The sequence below is a fragment of the Streptomyces sp. TOM-9 genome (genome assembly GCF_056858595.1).
Map to the genome: position 1 here is coordinate 6,093,782 of NZ_JBXEQB010000001.1, position 16,560 is coordinate 6,110,341.

At 70.7% G+C, this 16,560-nt stretch carries 14 protein-coding genes and 1 riboswitch; of the genes, 9 read left to right on the plus strand and 5 right to left on the minus strand.

From position 1 onward, the window contains the following. Positions 1-83: 83 nt before the first annotated feature. From AC1VWI_RS28565 to AC1VWI_RS28575, 3 genes are all read left to right on the plus strand, one after another. The gene (locus tag AC1VWI_RS28565; protein ID WP_499513864.1) at positions 84-1,055 is read left to right on the plus strand and encodes a tetratricopeptide repeat protein; all 972 of its coding nucleotides are present in this window, start codon (positions 84-86) and stop codon (positions 1,053-1,055) included. 73 nt (positions 1,056-1,128) lie between these two features. Further along, complete coding sequence (gene def, locus AC1VWI_RS28570; protein WP_499513865.1) at positions 1,129-1,749, plus strand: peptide deformylase; 621 nt, start codon at positions 1,129-1,131, stop codon at positions 1,747-1,749. A 66-nt stretch (positions 1,750-1,815) separates the two neighbouring features. Further along, entirely contained in the window at positions 1,816-2,604 is a 789-nt protein-coding gene (locus AC1VWI_RS28575) for a hypothetical protein (protein ID WP_499513866.1), read from the plus strand. A 49-nt stretch (positions 2,605-2,653) separates the two neighbouring features. On the opposite strand, the gene AC1VWI_RS28580 is transcribed toward AC1VWI_RS28575, so the two are convergent. Both AC1VWI_RS28580 and AC1VWI_RS28585 read right to left on the minus strand, forming a co-directional pair. After that, complete coding sequence (locus AC1VWI_RS28580) at positions 2,654-3,664, minus strand: ribonucleotide-diphosphate reductase subunit beta (protein ID WP_499513867.1); 1,011 nt, start codon at positions 3,662-3,664, stop codon at positions 2,654-2,656. Further along, positions 3,664-6,048, minus strand: coding sequence for a ribonucleoside-diphosphate reductase subunit alpha (locus tag AC1VWI_RS28585; protein WP_499513868.1), 2,385 nt, complete (start codon positions 6,046-6,048; stop codon positions 3,664-3,666). The genes AC1VWI_RS28580 and AC1VWI_RS28585 overlap by 1 nt, the downstream gene beginning before the upstream one ends. 130 nt (positions 6,049-6,178) lie before the next feature. Continuing rightward, positions 6,179-6,338, minus strand: a riboswitch (cobalamin riboswitch). Positions 6,339-6,585: 247 nt separating this feature from the next. On the opposite strand from AC1VWI_RS28585, the gene AC1VWI_RS28590 reads away from it, so the two are divergent. Beyond that, positions 6,586-7,557: a GlxA family transcriptional regulator gene (locus tag AC1VWI_RS28590; RefSeq protein ID WP_499513869.1), complete on the plus strand. Its 972-nt coding sequence runs from the start codon at positions 6,586-6,588 to the stop codon at positions 7,555-7,557. 57 nt (positions 7,558-7,614) lie between these two features. Here AC1VWI_RS28590 and mctP read toward each other — a convergent pair whose 3' ends face one another. From mctP to AC1VWI_RS28605, 3 genes are all read right to left on the minus strand, one after another. Continuing rightward, positions 7,615-9,246 carry a monocarboxylate uptake permease MctP gene (gene mctP / locus AC1VWI_RS28595; protein ID WP_499513870.1) on the minus strand — a complete coding sequence of 544 codons (1,632 nt, stop codon included), beginning with the start codon at positions 9,244-9,246 and terminating at the stop codon, positions 7,615-7,617. Next, positions 9,243-9,500: a DUF3311 domain-containing protein gene (locus AC1VWI_RS28600; RefSeq protein ID WP_499513871.1), complete on the minus strand. Its 258-nt coding sequence runs from the start codon at positions 9,498-9,500 to the stop codon at positions 9,243-9,245. The genes mctP and AC1VWI_RS28600 overlap by 4 nt, the downstream gene beginning before the upstream one ends. A 133-nt stretch (positions 9,501-9,633) precedes the next feature. Continuing rightward, positions 9,634-10,413, minus strand: coding sequence for a GntR family transcriptional regulator (locus AC1VWI_RS28605; protein ID WP_499516940.1), 780 nt, complete (start codon positions 10,411-10,413; stop codon positions 9,634-9,636). A gap of 225 nt (positions 10,414-10,638) precedes the next feature. Here AC1VWI_RS28605 and AC1VWI_RS28610 point away from each other — a divergent pair, with 225 nt between their 5' ends. From AC1VWI_RS28610 to AC1VWI_RS28630, 5 genes are all read left to right on the plus strand, one after another. After that, on the plus strand, positions 10,639-11,916 hold the full coding sequence (locus AC1VWI_RS28610) for an extracellular solute-binding protein (protein ID WP_499513872.1): 1,278 nt from the start codon (positions 10,639-10,641) through the stop codon (positions 11,914-11,916). Positions 11,917-12,014: 98 nt separating this feature from the next. Continuing rightward, positions 12,015-12,980: a carbohydrate ABC transporter permease gene (locus AC1VWI_RS28615; RefSeq protein ID WP_499513873.1), complete on the plus strand. Its 966-nt coding sequence runs from the start codon at positions 12,015-12,017 to the stop codon at positions 12,978-12,980. 5 nt (positions 12,981-12,985) lie between these two features. After that, the gene (locus AC1VWI_RS28620; RefSeq protein WP_499513874.1) at positions 12,986-13,873 is read left to right on the plus strand and encodes a carbohydrate ABC transporter permease; all 888 of its coding nucleotides are present in this window, start codon (positions 12,986-12,988) and stop codon (positions 13,871-13,873) included. Further along, positions 13,870-15,393: a glycoside hydrolase family 3 protein gene (locus AC1VWI_RS28625; RefSeq protein ID WP_499513875.1), complete on the plus strand. Its 1,524-nt coding sequence runs from the start codon at positions 13,870-13,872 to the stop codon at positions 15,391-15,393. The genes AC1VWI_RS28620 and AC1VWI_RS28625 overlap by 4 nt, the downstream gene beginning before the upstream one ends. Positions 15,394-15,440: 47 nt before the next feature. Continuing rightward, positions 15,441-16,511 (plus strand): SIS domain-containing protein, encoded by a 1,071-nt coding sequence (locus AC1VWI_RS28630; protein ID WP_499513876.1) that lies wholly within the window; start codon positions 15,441-15,443, stop codon positions 16,509-16,511. The last annotated feature ends 49 nt before the right edge of the window (positions 16,512-16,560 follow it).

A 16,560-nucleotide genomic window follows, 5' to 3' on the forward strand; every position in this document is an offset into this window, starting at 1 on the left:
ATGAGCACCGCTGAGCACGGGACGTGGGGGGACGGACGGGGCACCGTGGGGCACCAGCGAAAGCGAACGGCAGGCGGGACACCTTGAGGATCTTCGGCAGGGCACGGCACCGGCCCTCCGCCACGTGGCGGCAGGCGACCGACCGGGCGTTCACGTTGATCAGCGACGGACGGTACGAGGACGCCGGTGCGCTGCTGATCCGTGCGGCCGACCTGGAGCCCTGGCGTTCGGAGTCCTGGTACAACCTCGCGCTGCTGCACAAGTTCCGGCACGACTGGGAGCAGGCCCGCACCACCGGCCTGCGGGCCGTCGCCCTGCTGGACCGCGCGCCCGGCGCCCCCGACTGGTGGAACGTCGGCATCGCCGCCACCGCACTGCAGGACTGGCCGCTCGCCCGCCGCGCCTGGCAGGCGTACGGGCTGCGGCCCGACGCGTCAGGGACCGGCCCCGTCGAGATGGAGCTGGGCAGCTCGGCGGTGCGGCTCTCCCCGGAGGGCGAGGCCGAGGTGGTCTGGGGCCGCCGGATCGACCCGGCCCGCATCGAGGTGCTGAGCATCCCGCTGCCGTCCTCCGGCCGCCGCTGGGGCGAGGTCGTGCTCCACGACGGCGTCCCGCACGGCGAGCGGCGCACCGCCGGCGGCGCCACGTACCCCGTCTTCGACGAGATCGAGCTGTGGGCGCCCTCGCCGGTGCCGACCTGGCTCGTCCTGCTGGAGGCGGCGACCGAGTCGGACCGCGACGCCCTGGAGCAGCTCGCCGCCGACGCCGGGTACGCCGCCGAGGACTGGTCGTCCTCCGTACGGCTGCTCTGCCGCACCTGCTCCGAGAGCCGCATGCCGACCGACGACGGCTCCGACGCCTCCCGCGACCCGCACGACCAGGGCGAACCCGGTCACCCGGGCCACCTCAGCCACCGCACCCCCGGCGCCCTGTGGGCCCCCGAGCGCGAGTGCGGCATCGCCGCCCCGGTCGGCCTGGTGCGCGGGCTGCTGGACAGCTGGGTCGCCGACAGTCCGGACACCCGGGACTGGCGTGATCTCGAAGAGGTCTGCTGACACCGTCGCGGGCACGTACCCTTGATGGGCTATTGAGCTTTGGAGAAGGCCCCAGGAAGGCGTACGACGGACCATGTCGCAGCAGGAGACCGAGCAGACCGCATTCACCGACGACGTGACGGACGCGGAGGAGCGTGAGGCCGCCCACCGCGAGCGCGGCACCGTCCGCCCCATCACGGTCGTCGGCAACCCGGTGCTGCACCAGCCGTGCAAGACGGTCACGTCCTTCGACGACGAGCTGGCCACGCTGATCGACGACATGTTCGCCAGCCAGCGCGCCGCCGAGGGCGTCGGCCTCGCCGCCAACCAGATCGGCGTGCCCCTGCGGGTCTTCGTGTACGACTGCCCGGACGACGACGGCGTCCGCCACGTCGGCCACGTGGTCAACCCCGTCGTCGACGACCTTCCCGCCGAGCGCCGCGTCCTGGACGACGGCAACGAGGGCTGCCTGTCCGTGCCGGGCGCGTACGCCGAACTGCCGCGCCCCGACTACGCGGTCTGCCGCGGCCAGGACCTGCACGGCAACGACGTCGTCATCGAGGGCAAGGGCTTCTTCGCCCGCTGCCTGCAGCACGAGACCGACCACCTCAACGGGTACCTCTACATCGACCGGCTCTCCAAGCGGGACCGCAAGGACGCGCTGAAGCAGATGGCGGAGCTGACGCCGAAGTACGAGACCGTCCCGAACGACTGATCGGTTCCTGCCGTTAACCTGTTCGTCCCCCGGCATGATCGCGCCGGGGACGAGCAGGGGAGGGACATGCGACACAGAGCGCTGACGGCCGCGGCGGCGGGTGCTGCGGCGATGGTGGTCCTGACGGCGCCGGTCGCGCACGCCGAGGGGCGGGGGGACATCCGGGTCATCAAGACCGTGGTGGACCACGGCACCAATGTGATCGTCGGGACGAAGAAGGCCGTCGAGTTCCCGATCGTCATGACGATCAGGGACAACTCGGGGGTCAAGAAGGTCTCGCGGGTGGGTGCCCTCAACACGGCCAACGGGTGGGGCCCCGCCGACGCGTTCGACACCCGCTGCGTGAAGAAGAGCGCCACCACGTCGGTGTGCACGGCCACGTTGCTGATCGACCCGACGTCGATCCGTTCGTCGGTGGTGGGCGATCCGGACTGGAACGCCAACCAGGTCGCGGGTGTCTGGCGGGTCGACGCCACGGTGCACGCGAACGACCGTGACTACTGGATCAGCGACGACATCGCCCGGTTCAAGGTGAAGCGCGCCTCGGTGCTCACCACCGACGCGGGCCCGGAGCCGGTCGCCAAGGGCGGCAAGCTCACCGTCAAGGGCAAGCTCACGCGGGCGAGCTGGCAGAGCCTGAAGTACTGGGGCTACGCGGGGCAGCCCGTGAAGCTGCAGTTCAAGAAGGCGGGCTCCACGAAGTGGAGCACCGTCAAGACGGCGACCACGAGCAGCAACGGCTCGCTGAGCACCAAGGTGACCGCCACCGCGGCGGGCAACTGGCGCTGGTTCTTCCCGGGCACGACCACGACGGCCCAGGTGACCTCGGCCGCCGACGCGGTCGCCCTGAAGTGACCGCGGGCGGGGCCCGGCCGATCAGGCCGGGCCCCAACCGTTCAGTCGGTCAGAAGTCGTCGTCGAAGGAGACCGAGCCCTCGACCGCCACCTGGTACGCGGAGGCGCGGCGCTCGAAGAAGTTGGTCAGCTCCTGGACGTTCTGCAGCTCCATGAAGGAGAAGGGGTTCTCCGAGCCGTAGCGGGCCGGCAGGCCGAGGCGGACCAGGCGCTGGTCGGCGACGCACTGCAGGTACGCGCGCATGGAGTCGGTGTTCATGCCGGGCAGGCCGTCGCCGCACAGGTCGCGGGCGAACTGGAGTTCCGCCTCGACGGCCTCCTCCAGCATCGCGGTGACCTGCTTGCCCATCTCCTCGTCGAAGAGCTCGGGCTCCTCCGCGCGGACGGTGTCGACCACGTGGAAGGCGAAGTCCATGTGCATCGACTCGTCGCGGAACACCCAGTTGGTGCCGGTGGCCAGCCCGTGCAGCAGGCCGCGCGAGCGGAACCAGTAGACGTAGGCGAAGGCGCCGTAGAAGAACAGGCCCTCGATGCAGGCCGCGAAGCAGATCAGGTTGAGGAGGAAGCGGCGGCGGTCCTCCTTGGTCTCCAGGCGGTCGATGGACTCCACCGAGTCCATCCAGCGGAAGCAGAACTGCGCCTTCTCGCGGATGGAGGGGATGTTCTCCACGGCCGCGAACGCGGCCGTGCGCTCCTCGGGATCGGGCAGGTAGGTGTCGAGCAGCGTCAGGTAGAACTGGACGTGCACGGCCTCCTCGAAGAGCTGCCGCGACAGGTACAACCGCGCCTCGGGGGAGTTGATGTGCTTGTACAGGGTCAGCACGAGGTTGTTCGCCACGATCGAGTCGCCGGTGGCGAAGAAGGCCACCAGCCGGCCGATCATGTGCTGTTCGCCGGGGGAGAGCTTGGCGAGGTCGGCGACGTCGGAGTGGAGGTCGACCTCCTCCACGGTCCAGGTGTTCTTGATGGCGTCGCGGTAGCGCTCGTAGAAGTCCGGGTAGCGCATCGGACGCAGGGTCAGCTCGAAGCCCGGGTCGAGCAGTCTCTTGGTGGAGCTCATTACTGGCAGGCCTCGCAGGACTCGGGGTTCTCAAGGGAGCAGGCGATCGCGTCGGCGTCGGGCGTCGTCTGCTGGAGCGGGATGGGGGCGGCCGCGCGGGCGGACTGGGCGATGCGGGTGGCCGGGCGGGAGCGCAGGTAGTACGTCGTCTTCAGGCCCTGCTTCCAGGCGTACGCGTACATCGAGCTGAGCTTGCCGATGGTGGGTGCGGCCATGAAGAGGTTGAGCGACTGGCTCTGGTCGAGGTACGGCGTACGGGCCGCGGCCATGTCGATCAGGGCGCGCTGCGGGAGTTCCCAGGCGGTGCGGTACAGCTCGCGGACGTCCGCGGGGATCCAGTTGAAGCCCTCGACGGAGCCGTTGGACTCGCGCAGGGCGTCGCGGGTCTGCGCGTCCCAGACGCCGAGCTTCTTCAGGTCGTCCACCAGGTAGGAGTTGACCTGCAGGAACTCACCGCTGAGCGTCTCGCGCTTGAAGAGGTTGGAGACCTGCGGCTCGATGCACTCGTACACGCCCGCGATCGAGGCGATCGTGGCGGTCGGGGCGATGGCCAGCAGCAGCGAGTTGCGCATGCCGGTGGCGGCGACGCGGGCGCGCAGCGCCGCCCAGCGCTCGGGCCAGTTCTCCTCGGTGTCGTAGTGGTCCGGGTGGAGCACGCCGCGGGCGGCGCGGGTCTGCGACCAGGCCGGGTGCGGGCCGTGGCGCTCGGCCAGGTCGCAGGAGGCCTCGTACGCGGCGAGCATGATGCGCTCGGCGATCTTCGTGGACAGGGCCTTGGCCTCGGCTGAGTCGAAGGGCAGCCGCAGCTTGAAGAACACGTCCTGCAGGCCCATCGCGCCCAGGCCCACCGGGCGCCAGCGCTCGTTGGAGGAGGCGGCCTCGCGGGTCGGGTAGAAGTTGATGTCCACCACGCGGTCGAGGAAGGTCACGGCGGTGCGGACGGTGGCGTCCAGCCGCTCCCAGTCGATGACCTCCTCCCCGGCGCCGCCGTCCTTGCCCACGAAGGCGCCGAGGTTGACCGAGCCGAGGTTGCAGACCGCGGTCTCGCCGTCGTCGGTGACCTCCAGGATCTCCGTGCAGAGGTTGGAGGAGTGGATCACGCGGCCGGGCTCGGCGGTCTGGTTGGCGGTGCGGTTGGACGCGTCCTTGAAGGTCATCCAGCCGTTGCCGGTCTGCGCGAGGGTGCGCATCATGCGACCGTACAGCTCGCGCGCGGGGAGGGTCCTGCGGGCCAGGCCCGCGGCCTCGGCCTTGCGGTAGGCGGCGTCGAACTCCTCGCCCCACAGGTCGACCAGCTCGGGCACGTCGGCGGGGGAGAACAGCGACCAGGTGCCGTCGGTGTCGACGCGGCGCATGAACTCGTCCGGGATCCAGTGCGCCAGGTTGAGGTTGTGGGTGCGGCGCGCCTCCTCACCGGTGTTGTCGCGCAGCTCCAGGAACTCCTCGATGTCCGCGTGCCAGGTCTCCAGGTAGACGCAGGCCGCGCCCTTGCGGCGGCCGCCCTGGTTCACGGCGGCGACGGAGGCGTCGAGGGTGCGCAGGAACGGGACGATGCCGTTGGAGTGGCCGTTGGTGCCGCGGATCAGGGAACCGCGGGAGCGGATGCGGGAGTACGACAGGCCGATGCCGCCGGCGTGCTTCGACAGCCGGGCGACCTGGTGGTAGCGGCCGTAGATGGAGTCCAGCTCGTCCAGCGGGGAGTCCAGCAGGTAGCACGAGGACATCTGCGGGTGCCGGGTACCGGAGTTGAAGAGCGTGGGGGAGCTGGGCAGGTAGTCCAGCCGGCTCATCAGGCCGTAGAGCGCGGCGACCTCGTCCACCGAGCGGCCGGTGCGGTCCTCGGCCAGGCCGCAGGCGACGCGGAGCATGAAGTGCTGCGGGGTCTCGATGACCTGGCGGGTGATCGGGTGGCGCAGCAGGTAGCGGCTGTGCAGGGTGCGCAGGCCGAAGTAGCCGAAGCGGTCGTCCGCGCCGTCGGCGAGCGCGCCGTCGACCAGGGCGTCAAGCCGCGCGGCGTGCTCGGCGACGAAGGCGGCGGTGCCGTCGGCGATCAGGCCCTCGCGGTGGCCCACCGCGATGGACGTGGAGAACGACACGGCGCCCTCGCCCGCGGCCTCGTCGGCGACGGCGAGGGCGAGCAGGCGGGCGGCGAGCCGCGAGTACTGCGGGTCCTCCGCGATCAGCCCGGCGGCGGCCTCGGTGGCCAGCGCCCGCAGTTCCGCCTCGTCCGCCGTGGCGCTGCGGCCGCGCAGCGCGGCGGCGGCGACCCGGCCGGGGTCGGTGTCGGGGAGGTCTGCGGTCAGTTCCGTCAGGACGCGCAGCAGATCGGCTCCGGTTGAGGCAGGTTCCGATGCGGTGGCGGGTGCGGCGGGCGCGATGGTCACGTGTGCTCTCTCCCTCGTACGGCGGCGACGCGGAGGAGCGACGGGGCGCACGCGGGGCAGGCCAGGGCATGCCGCGGCGCGTCCGCCGGCCCAACCCGCGAGGCCCGGACACTTCACCGTCCGGGCGGCGCGCCGGACGGTGCCGTCGGCAGGTACTCGGACTCGCGGGCACGCCTTCAGGCGCCCGCACACCGTTGCGGGGCAGTCCCGGATTCCCACCGGCTTCCCCTGCGGCGACAGCGGAGTTGAGCATACATCTAGTGGCGCCCGCCCGTGACACCACCAGATGTTGTGTCGGTGCGGTTACACAGTGACGGACTCACCGGTGCCAGTCATGGCCGTCGCGGGAGTCGTGGACGTGCCCGGTCAGGGCGGCGAGCGCCAGGGCCAGGAAGAAGACCAGTGCGGTGACGGTGGCGAGGAAGGTTTCCATGCCTTCGACTGTGCTCCTCGCGCGACCCCGCCGGGAGTGGCAGGACCGACGTGCTACCTCGAAATCCTGCCACGCCCGCGCGAGCCCTCTGCCATCCTGGACACATGCTGCAGAACGTGGCCGTGGTCCTGCTCGACGGTGTCCATCCCTTCGAACTGGGGGTGGTCTGCGAGGTGTTCGGAATCGACAGGTCGGACGACGGCCTGCCGGCGTACGACTTCGCCGTGGCGTCCGCGGAGGGCCCGACGCTGACCTCGTCCGCCGGGTTCACCATCGGCACCCGGCACGGGCTGGAACGGCTGGAGGAGGCCGACCTGGTCGCGGTGCCCGCCGGGGACTCCTACGTGCGCCGGGAGTACCCGCCGGAGCTGCTGGAGGCGCTGAACCGCGCCGTCGGGCGCGGGGCGCGGGTGCTCAGCGTCTGCTCGGGGGTCTTCGTGCTGGCCGCCGCCGGCCTGCTGGACGGCCGTCGCTGCGCCGCCCACTGGCGGCACGCGGAGGAACTGGCGCGGCGTCACCCCCGGGTGCGGGTCGAGCCCGACGTGCTGTACGTGGACGAGGACCCGGTGATCACCTCGGCCGGCACCGCCGCCGGGATCGACGCCTGCCTGCACCTGGTCCGCAAGGAGCAGGGCAGCGACGTGGCCAACGCCATCGCCCGGCGCATGGTGGTACCCCCGCACCGCGAGGGCGGCCAGGCGCAGTACGTCGACCGCCCGCTGCCGCGCACGCGCTGCGACACCGTGGGCGAGGTCCTGGCGTGGATGGAGCGCCACCTGGACCGCGAGGTCACCGTCGACGAGCTGGCCGCCCGGGCGCACATGTCGCCGCGCACCTTCGCGCGCCGCTTCCAGCAGGAGACCGGCACGACGCCGTACCGCTGGCTGCTGGGCCAGCGGGTGCTGCTGGCACGGGAGCTGCTGGAGGGCACCGACGAGACGGTGGACGCCGTCGCCGCGCGCGCCGGCTTCGGCAACGCGGCGACCCTGCGGCACCACTTCGCCCGCTGGGTGGGCACCACCCCGCAGGCGTACCGCCGCACCTTCCGCTGCCCGGAGCCGGCCCGTACGGCATGACGACGGGCCGCCGCCCTGGGACGGGGCGGCGGCCCGTGATCGTGGCCGGAGCGGCGGTCAGTGACCGGCGCCCACCGGCAGGTCCTTCTGCACGCCGGGGTCGCCGGCGTCGGCGGTGAAGTCGCTCTTGCTGGTCTCGTCCACGCCCTCGGGGGCCTTCAGGGCCCGCAGGACGAAGGTGAGGACGACGGTGACCACCAGGTTGAGCACGAAGGCGGTCAGGCCGATGTAGCCGATCTGCCCGATGACCGGGATGGTGTCGGAGGAGCCGCCGAAGTGCTTCTGGGCCGGGCTCGCGACGCCGTACGCCACCCAGGTGCCGTAGACCATGCCGACGGCCCAGCCCGCCAGCAGCGCCCAGCGGTGGAACCACCGGGTGAACAGGCCGCCGACCAGGGCCGGGAAGGTCTGCAGGATCCAGATGCCGCCCAGCAGCTGGAAGTTGATCGCGACCGTCTTGTCCATGGTGAGGACGAAGACCAGGGCGCCGACCTTGACCAGCAGCGAGACCACCTTGGAGACCTGGGTCTCCTGCGCGGGGGTGGCGTCCGGCTTGAGGAAGTCCTTGTAGATGTTGCGGGTGAACAGGTTGGCCGCGGCGATCGACATGATCGCCGCCGGCACCAGCGCGCCGATGCCGATCGCGGCGAAGGCCACGCCCGCGAACCAGGACGGGAACATGTTCTCGAACAGCTGCGGGATCGCCAGCTGGCCGTTGTAGCCCTTGACCCCGGCCCCGACACCGCTGGCCAGCGCCATGAAGCCGAGCATCGCCAGCAGGCCCAGCATCAGCGAGTACAGCGGCAGCACGGTGGTGTTGCGGCGGATGACGTCACGGCTGCGGCTGGAGAGCACGGCGGTGATGGAGTGCGGGTACATGAACAGCGCGAGCGCCGACCCCAGCGCCAGCGTGCCGTACGCCCACTGGGCGGTGTCGCCCGGCGCCAAAGATCCGCGCGGCTTGCCCGTGGCGGGGTTGACCTGGGAGTAGGCGTCGCCGGCCTTGGCGAAGATGTCGTCGAAGCCGCCCAGCTTGATCGGGATGTAGATGATCGCCACCGCGATGACGATGTAGATCAGCGTGTCCTTCACGAACGCGATCAGCGCCGGCGCCCGCAGGCCGGAGGAGTAGGTGTAGGCCGCCAGGACACCGAAGGCGATCAGCAGCGGCAGGTCCTTGACGAACCAGTTGGACGACTCGCCGCCGCCCACGCCCATCACGTCCAGCACGACCTGGATGCCCACCAGCTGCAGCGCGATGTAGGGCATCGTGGCCAGGATGCCGGTGACCGCCACCGCCAGCGACAGGCCCTTGGAACCGAACCGCCCGCGCACGAAGTCGGAGGTGGTGACGTAGCCGTGCTTGTGCGACACCGACCACAGCCGCGGCAGGAAGGTGAAGATCAGCGGGTACACCAGGATCGTGTACGGCACGGCGAAGAAGCCGGACGCACCCGCCGCGTAGACCGCCGCCGGCACCGCCACGAAGGTGTAGGCCGTGTACAGGTCACCGCCGAGCAGGAACCAGGTGATCCAGCCGCCGAAGCTGCGGCCGCCCAGGCCCCACTCGTCCAGGTGCAGCGCGTTCTCCGCCCTGCGCCAGCGTGCGGCCAGGAAACCCAGGACCGTCACGACCAGGAAGAAGAAGATGAAGACGCCGAGCGCGACGCCGTTGACCCCGTCCTTCACTTCGTGGCCTCCTTCCGTGCCCGCTCCTCACGACGGACCAGCACGTACGCGGCGTACGTCAGTCCGGAGGACAGGAACACCCACAGCATCTGGTACCAGTAGAAGAACGGGATGCCGATGAACTCCGGCGTCAGCTTCGCGTACGAGCCGACCCAGAGCATGGCGACGAAGGGGATGACGAGGCAGACACCGGCGATCACGCGGGTGGTGGTGACCACCGGTGGCCGCCCGGAGGTTCCGGATGGTTCGGACATTGCTACGGCTCCGTCCTGATCTCTTACTCCTGTGTAATGCGCAGGCAATCTAGAGTCAGGACGGGAGGCGCGTCACTACCTGCCCGCATTGCGGTATGGGAACGATCTACAAGACCCGGGAACCGCGCGGGAGTCAGGGTCGTTGCAGGCGGGCCACGAACTTGTAGCGGTCGCCGCGGTAGACCGAGCGCACCCACTCCACGGGCTCGCCGCCGGTGTCGATCGAGTGCCGGGACAGCAGGAGCATCGGCAGCCCGACGTCCGTGCCCAGCAGGCCCGCCTCGCGCGGGGTGGCGAGCGAGGTCTCGATGGTCTCCTCCGCCTCGGCGAGCCGGACGTCGTAGACCTCGGCGAGGGCGGTGTAGAGCGAGGTGTACTTCGCCAGGCTGCGGCGCAGCGCGGGGAAGCGCTTGGCCGACAGGTGGGTGGTCTCGATGGCCATCGGCTCGCCGTTCGCCAGGCGCAGGCGCTCGATGCGCAGCACGCGGCCGCCGGCCTTCATGTCCAGCAGTTCGGCCAGCCGGTCGTCGGCGGTGATGTAGCCGATGTCGAGCAGCTGTGAGGTCGGCTCCAGGCCCTGGGCCCGCATGTCCTCGGTGTACGAGGTCAGTTGCAGCGCCTGGGAGACCTTGGGCTTGGCGACGAAGGTGCCCTTGCCCTGGATGCGCTCCAGGCGGCCCTCGACCACCAGTTCCTGCAGCGCCTGCCGCACGGTGGTGCGCGAGGTGTCGAACTCGGCGGCCAGGGTGCGCTCGGGGGGCACCGGGGAGCCGGGGGGCATCGTCTGGGTCAGTTCGAGCAGATGGCGCTTCAGACCGTAGTACTTGGGCACCCGCGCGGTCCGTCCGGCCACGGTCCCGGGCGCCTCCGCGGTCTCCGTCACCGCTGTGCCGGCCTCGCCGTCCGTCTCCATCGCCTCTGCTCCCGAGTGCTGTCGTGCTGCCGTCACCGGCTCCTCCGTCATTCGCGGCTCACATCGTGGCACGGGCCGGGCTCATATCGCGTTACGAGCCCAGATGTCGGTCCGGTAACGGACGCGTCCGGTGCTCTTATACACCCTTGACACCCCTAAAGGTCTAGGCCAAGCTTCGGGCACTGGTCTACACCACTTGGTACTCACTGCCCTGGGGAGGGTGTTGTGAAGCGCAAGCTGATCGCGGCGATCGGTGTCGCCGTCATGGTCGCCGGCGTTGCGGCCTGCGGTTCGGACGACAAGGGCTCCGACAAGGCCTCGGCGCCGAAGGAGATCACCGTCTGGCTGACGGTCGACGCACAGAAGAACTGGCCCGAGCTGGTCAAGCAGGCGGACGACGCCTTCACGGCCGAGCACAAGGGCGTGAAGATCCACCACGAGTACTACGAGTGGACCGCCAAGAACCAGAAGCTCGACGCCGTCCTCGCCACCAAGAAGGTGCCGGACGTGGTCGAGATGGGCAACACCGAGACCCTCGGCTACCTGGTCAAGGGCGCGTTCGCGCCCGTCGACAAGAGCAAGTTCGAGAACTCCGGCGACTGGCTGGACGCCCTCGAGGGCTCCGTGACGTACAACGGCAAGACCTACGGCGTGCCTTACTACGCCGGTGCGCGTGTCGGCACCTGGCGCAAGGACGTCGCCAAGGCGGCCGGCGTCACCAAGGCCCCCACCACCTGGGCCGAGCTGACCGACGCGCTCGACAAGATCCAGAAGAAGAACGGCGACAAGTTCTCCGCCTGGTACCAGCCCAGCCGCGACTGGTACACCGCGCTGGCCTTCGTCAAGGACGCGGGCGGCGACGTCGCCAAGGAGGACGGCGGCAAGTGGACCGCCACCCTCTCCGACCCCAAGTCCATCGAGGGCCTGAAGACCTGGAAGGGCGTCCTCGACGCGTACTTCCACGGCGACAAGAACAAGGACGAGTCCGACCGTTACATCGTCTACGGCCAGGGCAAGTCCGCGCTCATCTACGGCGCCAGCTGGGAGGGCGGCGCCGCCGCCGACCCGAAGACCGACAAGACCGGCAAGCTGAAGGACAACCTGGAGACCTTCGCGCTGCCCGGCCCCAACGGCGAACTGCTGCCGAACTTCATCGGCGGCTCCGACCTGGTCATCCCGGCCAAGTCCGCCGCGCAGGACCTCGCCGCCGACTGGATCAACGGCTTCACGAACAGCGCCGCCCAGAAGGTCCTCATCTCCAAGGGCAACCTGCCCAACGCCAAGTCGCTGCTCGCCCCGCTGAAGGACGACCCGGCGACGGCGGCCTCCGCCCGGGCCAACGAGAACACCTGGTTCGTCCCGACCGCCCCGGGCTGGCTGCAGGTCGAGAAGAAGCAGATCCTGCAGAACATGCTCAACGACATCGCGGTCGGCAAGGCGTCCATCGAGGACGCGACCAAGTCCGCGGACGAGCAGATCAACGCGGTGATCAACGCCGGCTGACCGGCACACGGGCAACACAGTGATCGACGCCGGCCGGCCGCCCCAGGGCGGCCGGCCCCGGCGCGACGCCAGGGACTGGAGTAGCCGAGGAGCACATGATGAGTGCCGTTGACACACCGTTGGACAAGGTGCCGCGCCCGCGGCCGGCGGGACCGGGCCGCAGGCCACGCCGCTTCGGCGGAGCCGCGCTCCCGTGGACGCTGCTCGCGCCGACCATCGGCGTCCTGCTGCTGGTCCTCGGCTATCCGCTGGTCCGGCTGGTCACCCTCTCGTTCAAGCAGTACGGGCAGGCCGAGCTCTGGCAGGGGCTGCCCGGCGACTGGCAGGGAGTCGCCAACTACACCCACGTTCTGGGGGACTCGGTCTTCTGGGGCGTCGTCCTGCGCACGCTGCTCTTCACCCTCGCGGCGGTTCTGCTCACGCTCGTCGTCGGCATGGGGGTGGCGCTGCTGATGCAGCGGGTCTCGCCCTGGGTCAAGGCGCTGATCAACATCGTGCTGGTGGCGAGCTGGGCGATGCCCGTGGTCGTCGCCATCACCATCTTCAAGTGGATGTTCGACAGCGACTACGGCGTCCTCAACTGGCTGCTCAGCCGGCTGCCCGGGGTGGACCTCAGCGGCCACAACTGGTTCACCGACACCAAGCAGGGCTTCCTGGTCATCACCCTCATGGTGGTGTGGGGCGCCATCCCCTTCGTCGCCATCACCCTGCACGCCGGCCTCACCCAGGTGCCCAAGGAACTGGAGGAGGCCGCCCGCATGGACGGCGCCGGGCCGGTCAAGGTCTTCCGGCACGTCACCCTGCCGGTGCTCAAGCCGATCATCGTCATGCTGACGACGCTGTCGGTCATCTGGGACATGGGCGTCTTCCCGCAGGTCTTCCTCATGCGCGACGGCCACCCCGAGCCCGCGTACCAGGTCCTCACCACCTACTCCTACGACCAGGCCTTCGTCGCCAACGACTACGACGCGGGCGCGGCCATCGCCGTCATCACCGTGCTGCTCCTCCTCGGGGTGATGGCCGTCTACATGCGCCAGATGCTGAAGATCGGAGAGGTGGAGTGACGGCCATGCTCGACACGGCTCCCGCCGAGAGGGTGCCGGCCGCCGCTCCGGCGGCGCGCGCCGCCCGGCGGCCCCGGCGCAAGGGGCGGACGGTCTACAACCTGCTCGGCCTGCTGGTCGTGGTGGTCTCCGGCTTCCCGGTCTACTGGATGCTCAACACGGCGTTCAAGCCTGCCAAGGACGCCATCGACCCCGACCCCAAGCTCTTCCCGACCAGCCTGTCCTTCCAGAACTTCTCCGACGCCCTCGACGTCGGCGACTTCTGGGGATCGGTCGGCCGCAGCCTGATCGTCGCCGGCTCCACCGTCGGCCTCGGCCTGGTCATCGGGCTGCTGGCGGCGCTGGCCATCTCCCGCTTCGTCTTCCGCGGACGCAAGGCGGTGATCGTCGCCATCCTCGCCGTGCAGATGGTGCCGCTGGTGGCGATGATCATCCCGGTCTTCCTGCTGCTCAACCAGATCGACCAGATCGACAAGCTCTCCGGGCTCGTCATCACGTACCTGACCTTCGTGCTCCCCTTCACGGTGTGGACGCTGCGCGGATTCATCGTCAACATCCCCAAGGAGCTGGAGGAGTCGGCGATGGTCGACGGCTGCACGCGCATGGGCGCGTTCTTCCGGATCATCCTGCCGCTGCTCGCCCCGGGCCTCGTCGCCACCTCCATCTACGCGCTGATCCAGGCGTGGAACGAGTACCTGTACGCGATGCTCATCATGAGCCAGGAGCACCAGACGGCGACGGTGTGGCTCGGCAACTTCGTCACCTCGCGGGGCACGGACTACGCGCCGATGATGGCCGGTTCGACCATGATGGGCGTGCCCGTGGTGATCTTCTTCCTGATCGTGCAGCGCAGGGTCGCCGCCGGACTGACCGCCGGGGCGGTGAAGGGATGACCGAGACCTTGAGCCAGATCCACGACGGCACCGCGGATCCGGGCGACCTCGTCCGCGACGCCCTCACCGTCCTGCAGCCGGGCTTCCACGGCACCACCGCACCCGAGTGGCTGCTGCGCAGGCTCGCCGAGGGACTGGGCTCCGTCGCCCTGTTCGCCCGCAACATCGAGTCGCCCGGGCAACTGGCCGCGCTCACCGCGCAGCTGCGCGCGGTACGGCCGGACGTCCTGATCGCCGCCGACGAGGAGGGCGGTGACGTGACCCGGCTGGAGGCCCGCAGCGGTTCCTCCTTCCCCGGCAACCTCGCCCTCGGCGCCGTCGACGACACCGCCCTGACCCGCGACGTCGCCGCCGCACTCGGCCGCCGGCTGGCCGAGTGCGGGGTCAACCTCAACTGGGCGCCGTCCGCGGACGTCAACTCCGACCCCCGCAACCCGGTCATCGGCGTGCGCTCCTTCGGCTCCGATCCACTGCTCGTCGCCCGGCACACCGCCGCGTACGTCGAGGGCCTGCAGTCCGCCGGGGTCGCCGCCTGCACCAAGCACTTCCCCGGTCACGGCGACACCTCCGTCGACTCCCACCACGCCCTGCCCCGGGTGGACGTCGACCCGGACACCCTGCACGCCCGTGAACTCGCCCCGTTCCGGGCCGCCCTGGCCGCCGGCAGCAAGGCCGTGATGAGCGCGCACATCCTCGTGCCCGCCCTCGACCCGGACCGCCCGGCCACCCTCAGCCCCGCCGTGCTCACCGGACTGCTCCGCGACGAACTGGGCTACGACGGCCTGATCGTCACCGACGGCATCGAGATGCGCGCCATCGCCGACGCGTACGGCATCGAGCGCGGCACCGTCCTGGCGCTCGCCGCCGGCGCCGACGCCATCTGCGTGGGCGGCGGCCTCGCCGAGGAGGAGACGGTGGTCGCCCTGCGCGACGCCATCGTCGCCGCCGTGCGCGACGGCGACCTGCCCCGGGAGCGGCTCGCCGACGCCGCCGGACGGGTGCGGAGCCTGGCCGCCTGGGCCGCCGAGCGCTCCGCGGCTCCGGCGAGCGCGGCACCGGACCCCGCAATCGGCCTGGTCGCGGCCCGCCGCGCCCTGCGCGTGACCCGTACCGACGCGTACCTGCCGGTCGCCGAGGCGCCGTACGTCGCAGCGTTCACCCCGGTCGCCAACATCGCCGTCGGCGACGAGACCCCGTGGGGCGTCGCCGCCGAGCTCGACCGGATCTTCCCGGGCACGGTGACCGGGAGCTTTCGCGAAGGTGACGCGCTGACCGCACATGTGCTGCGGTCGGCGGGGACTCGTAGGATCGTCGCAGTGGTGCGTGACGTGCACCGTCACCCCTGGATGGCCGAGGCGCTGGGCGCGCTGCTCGCCGCCCGTCCGGACACGGTGGTGGTGGAGATGGGCGTTCCCCAGGCGGCACCGTCCGGCGCGCTGCACATCGCGACCCACGGCGCCGCCCGCGTGTGCGGGCGGGCGGCCGCGGAGGTCATCGCGGGCAAGGAGGCCGGCGACTGAGGTCCGCCGCGGCACATCCGTTCCGGATCCACCTGGAGGCCCCGAGAATGTCCGCCCCGTCGCCGGCCGAGCAGCAGCCGATGCCCGGCCGGATCATGTCCGGCGAGATGGCCGAGCAGCCCGCGGTGCTGCGCCGCATCCTCGAGGAGGGCGCCCCGCGGATCCGGCGGACCGCCGAGCGGATCGCCGCGCGCGGACCGCGCTTCGTCCTGCTCACCGCGCGCGGCACCTCCGACAACGCGGCCCTGTACGCCAAGTACCTGGTGGAGGTGGTCCTCGGCAAGCCCGCGGGGCTGACGTCGATGTCGACCACCACCGCCTACGGCGCGCGCCCGGACCTGACGGACTGCCTGGTCGTCACGGTCAGCCAGTCCGGCGGCTCACCGGACCTGGTGGCCTCGACCCGGGCCGCCCGCGAGGCCGGCGCGATCACCCTGGCGGTCACCAACAACGCCGACTCGCCGCTGGCCGAGGTCTCCGAGTTCCACATCGACGTCCTGGCCGGCCCGGAGAAGGCGCTGCCGGCGACCAAGACGTACACCGCCGAGCTGCTCGCGCTCTACCTGTTCGTCGAGGGGCTGCGGGGCGGCGACGGCAACGCCGCCAAGGTCCTGCCGGAACTCGCGGAGCAGATCCTCGCCCGCCAGGACGAGGTCAGGGCGCTCGCCGCGCGCTACCGCTTCGCCGAGCGCCTGGTGCTCACCTCACGCGGCTACGGCTACCCGACCGCGAAGGAGGCCGCGCTGAAGCTGATGGAGACCAGCTACATCCCGGCTCTGTCCTTCTCCGGCGCCGACCTGCTGCACGGCCCGCTGGCCATGGTCGACAACGTCTCCCCGGTCATCGCGATCGTCACCGAGGGCAAGGGCGGCGAGGCGCTCCAGCCGGTGCTGGACCGGCTCCGCGGCCGTGGGGCCGATCTGGTGGTCATCGGCAACCAGGCGTCGGTCGACGCCGCCTCCGCCGGCTTCGTCCTCCCCACCGAGGGCGTGGCCGAGGAGGTGCAGCCGATCCTGGAGATCCTCCCGCTGCAGATGCTGGCCTACGAGATCACCATCGCCCGCGGCCAGGACCCCGATGCGCCGCGCGCGCTGGCGAAGGTGACCGAGACGCGCTGAGCCGGAGGGCGGGCCGGAAAGGGCCCTGACACCACTTCGGGCCGCGGCG

Bases quoted from the DNA above. Each gene is read 5' to 3' on its own strand.
- def (WP_499513865.1), top strand. From the start codon at position 1,129: ATGTCGCAGCAGGAGACCGAGCAGACCGCATTCACCGACGACGTGACG.
- AC1VWI_RS28575 (WP_499513866.1), top strand. From the start codon at position 1,816: ATGCGACACAGAGCGCTGACGGCCGCGGCGGCGGGTGCTGCGGCGATG.
- AC1VWI_RS28580 (WP_499513867.1), bottom strand. From the start codon at position 3,664: ATGAGCTCCACCAAGAGACTGCTCGACCCGGGCTTCGAGCTGACCCTG.
- AC1VWI_RS28590 (WP_499513869.1), top strand. From the start codon at position 6,586: ATGCTGCAGAACGTGGCCGTGGTCCTGCTCGACGGTGTCCATCCCTTC.
- AC1VWI_RS28600 (WP_499513871.1), bottom strand. From the start codon at position 9,500: ATGTCCGAACCATCCGGAACCTCCGGGCGGCCACCGGTGGTCACCACC.
- AC1VWI_RS28605 (WP_499516940.1), bottom strand. From the start codon at position 10,413: ATGGAGACGGACGGCGAGGCCGGCACAGCGGTGACGGAGACCGCGGAG.
- AC1VWI_RS28615 (WP_499513873.1), top strand. From the start codon at position 12,015: ATGAGTGCCGTTGACACACCGTTGGACAAGGTGCCGCGCCCGCGGCCG.
- AC1VWI_RS28620 (WP_499513874.1), top strand. From the start codon at position 12,986: ATGCTCGACACGGCTCCCGCCGAGAGGGTGCCGGCCGCCGCTCCGGCG.
- AC1VWI_RS28625 (WP_499513875.1), top strand. From the start codon at position 13,870: ATGACCGAGACCTTGAGCCAGATCCACGACGGCACCGCGGATCCGGGC.
- AC1VWI_RS28630 (WP_499513876.1), top strand. From the start codon at position 15,441: ATGTCCGCCCCGTCGCCGGCCGAGCAGCAGCCGATGCCCGGCCGGATC.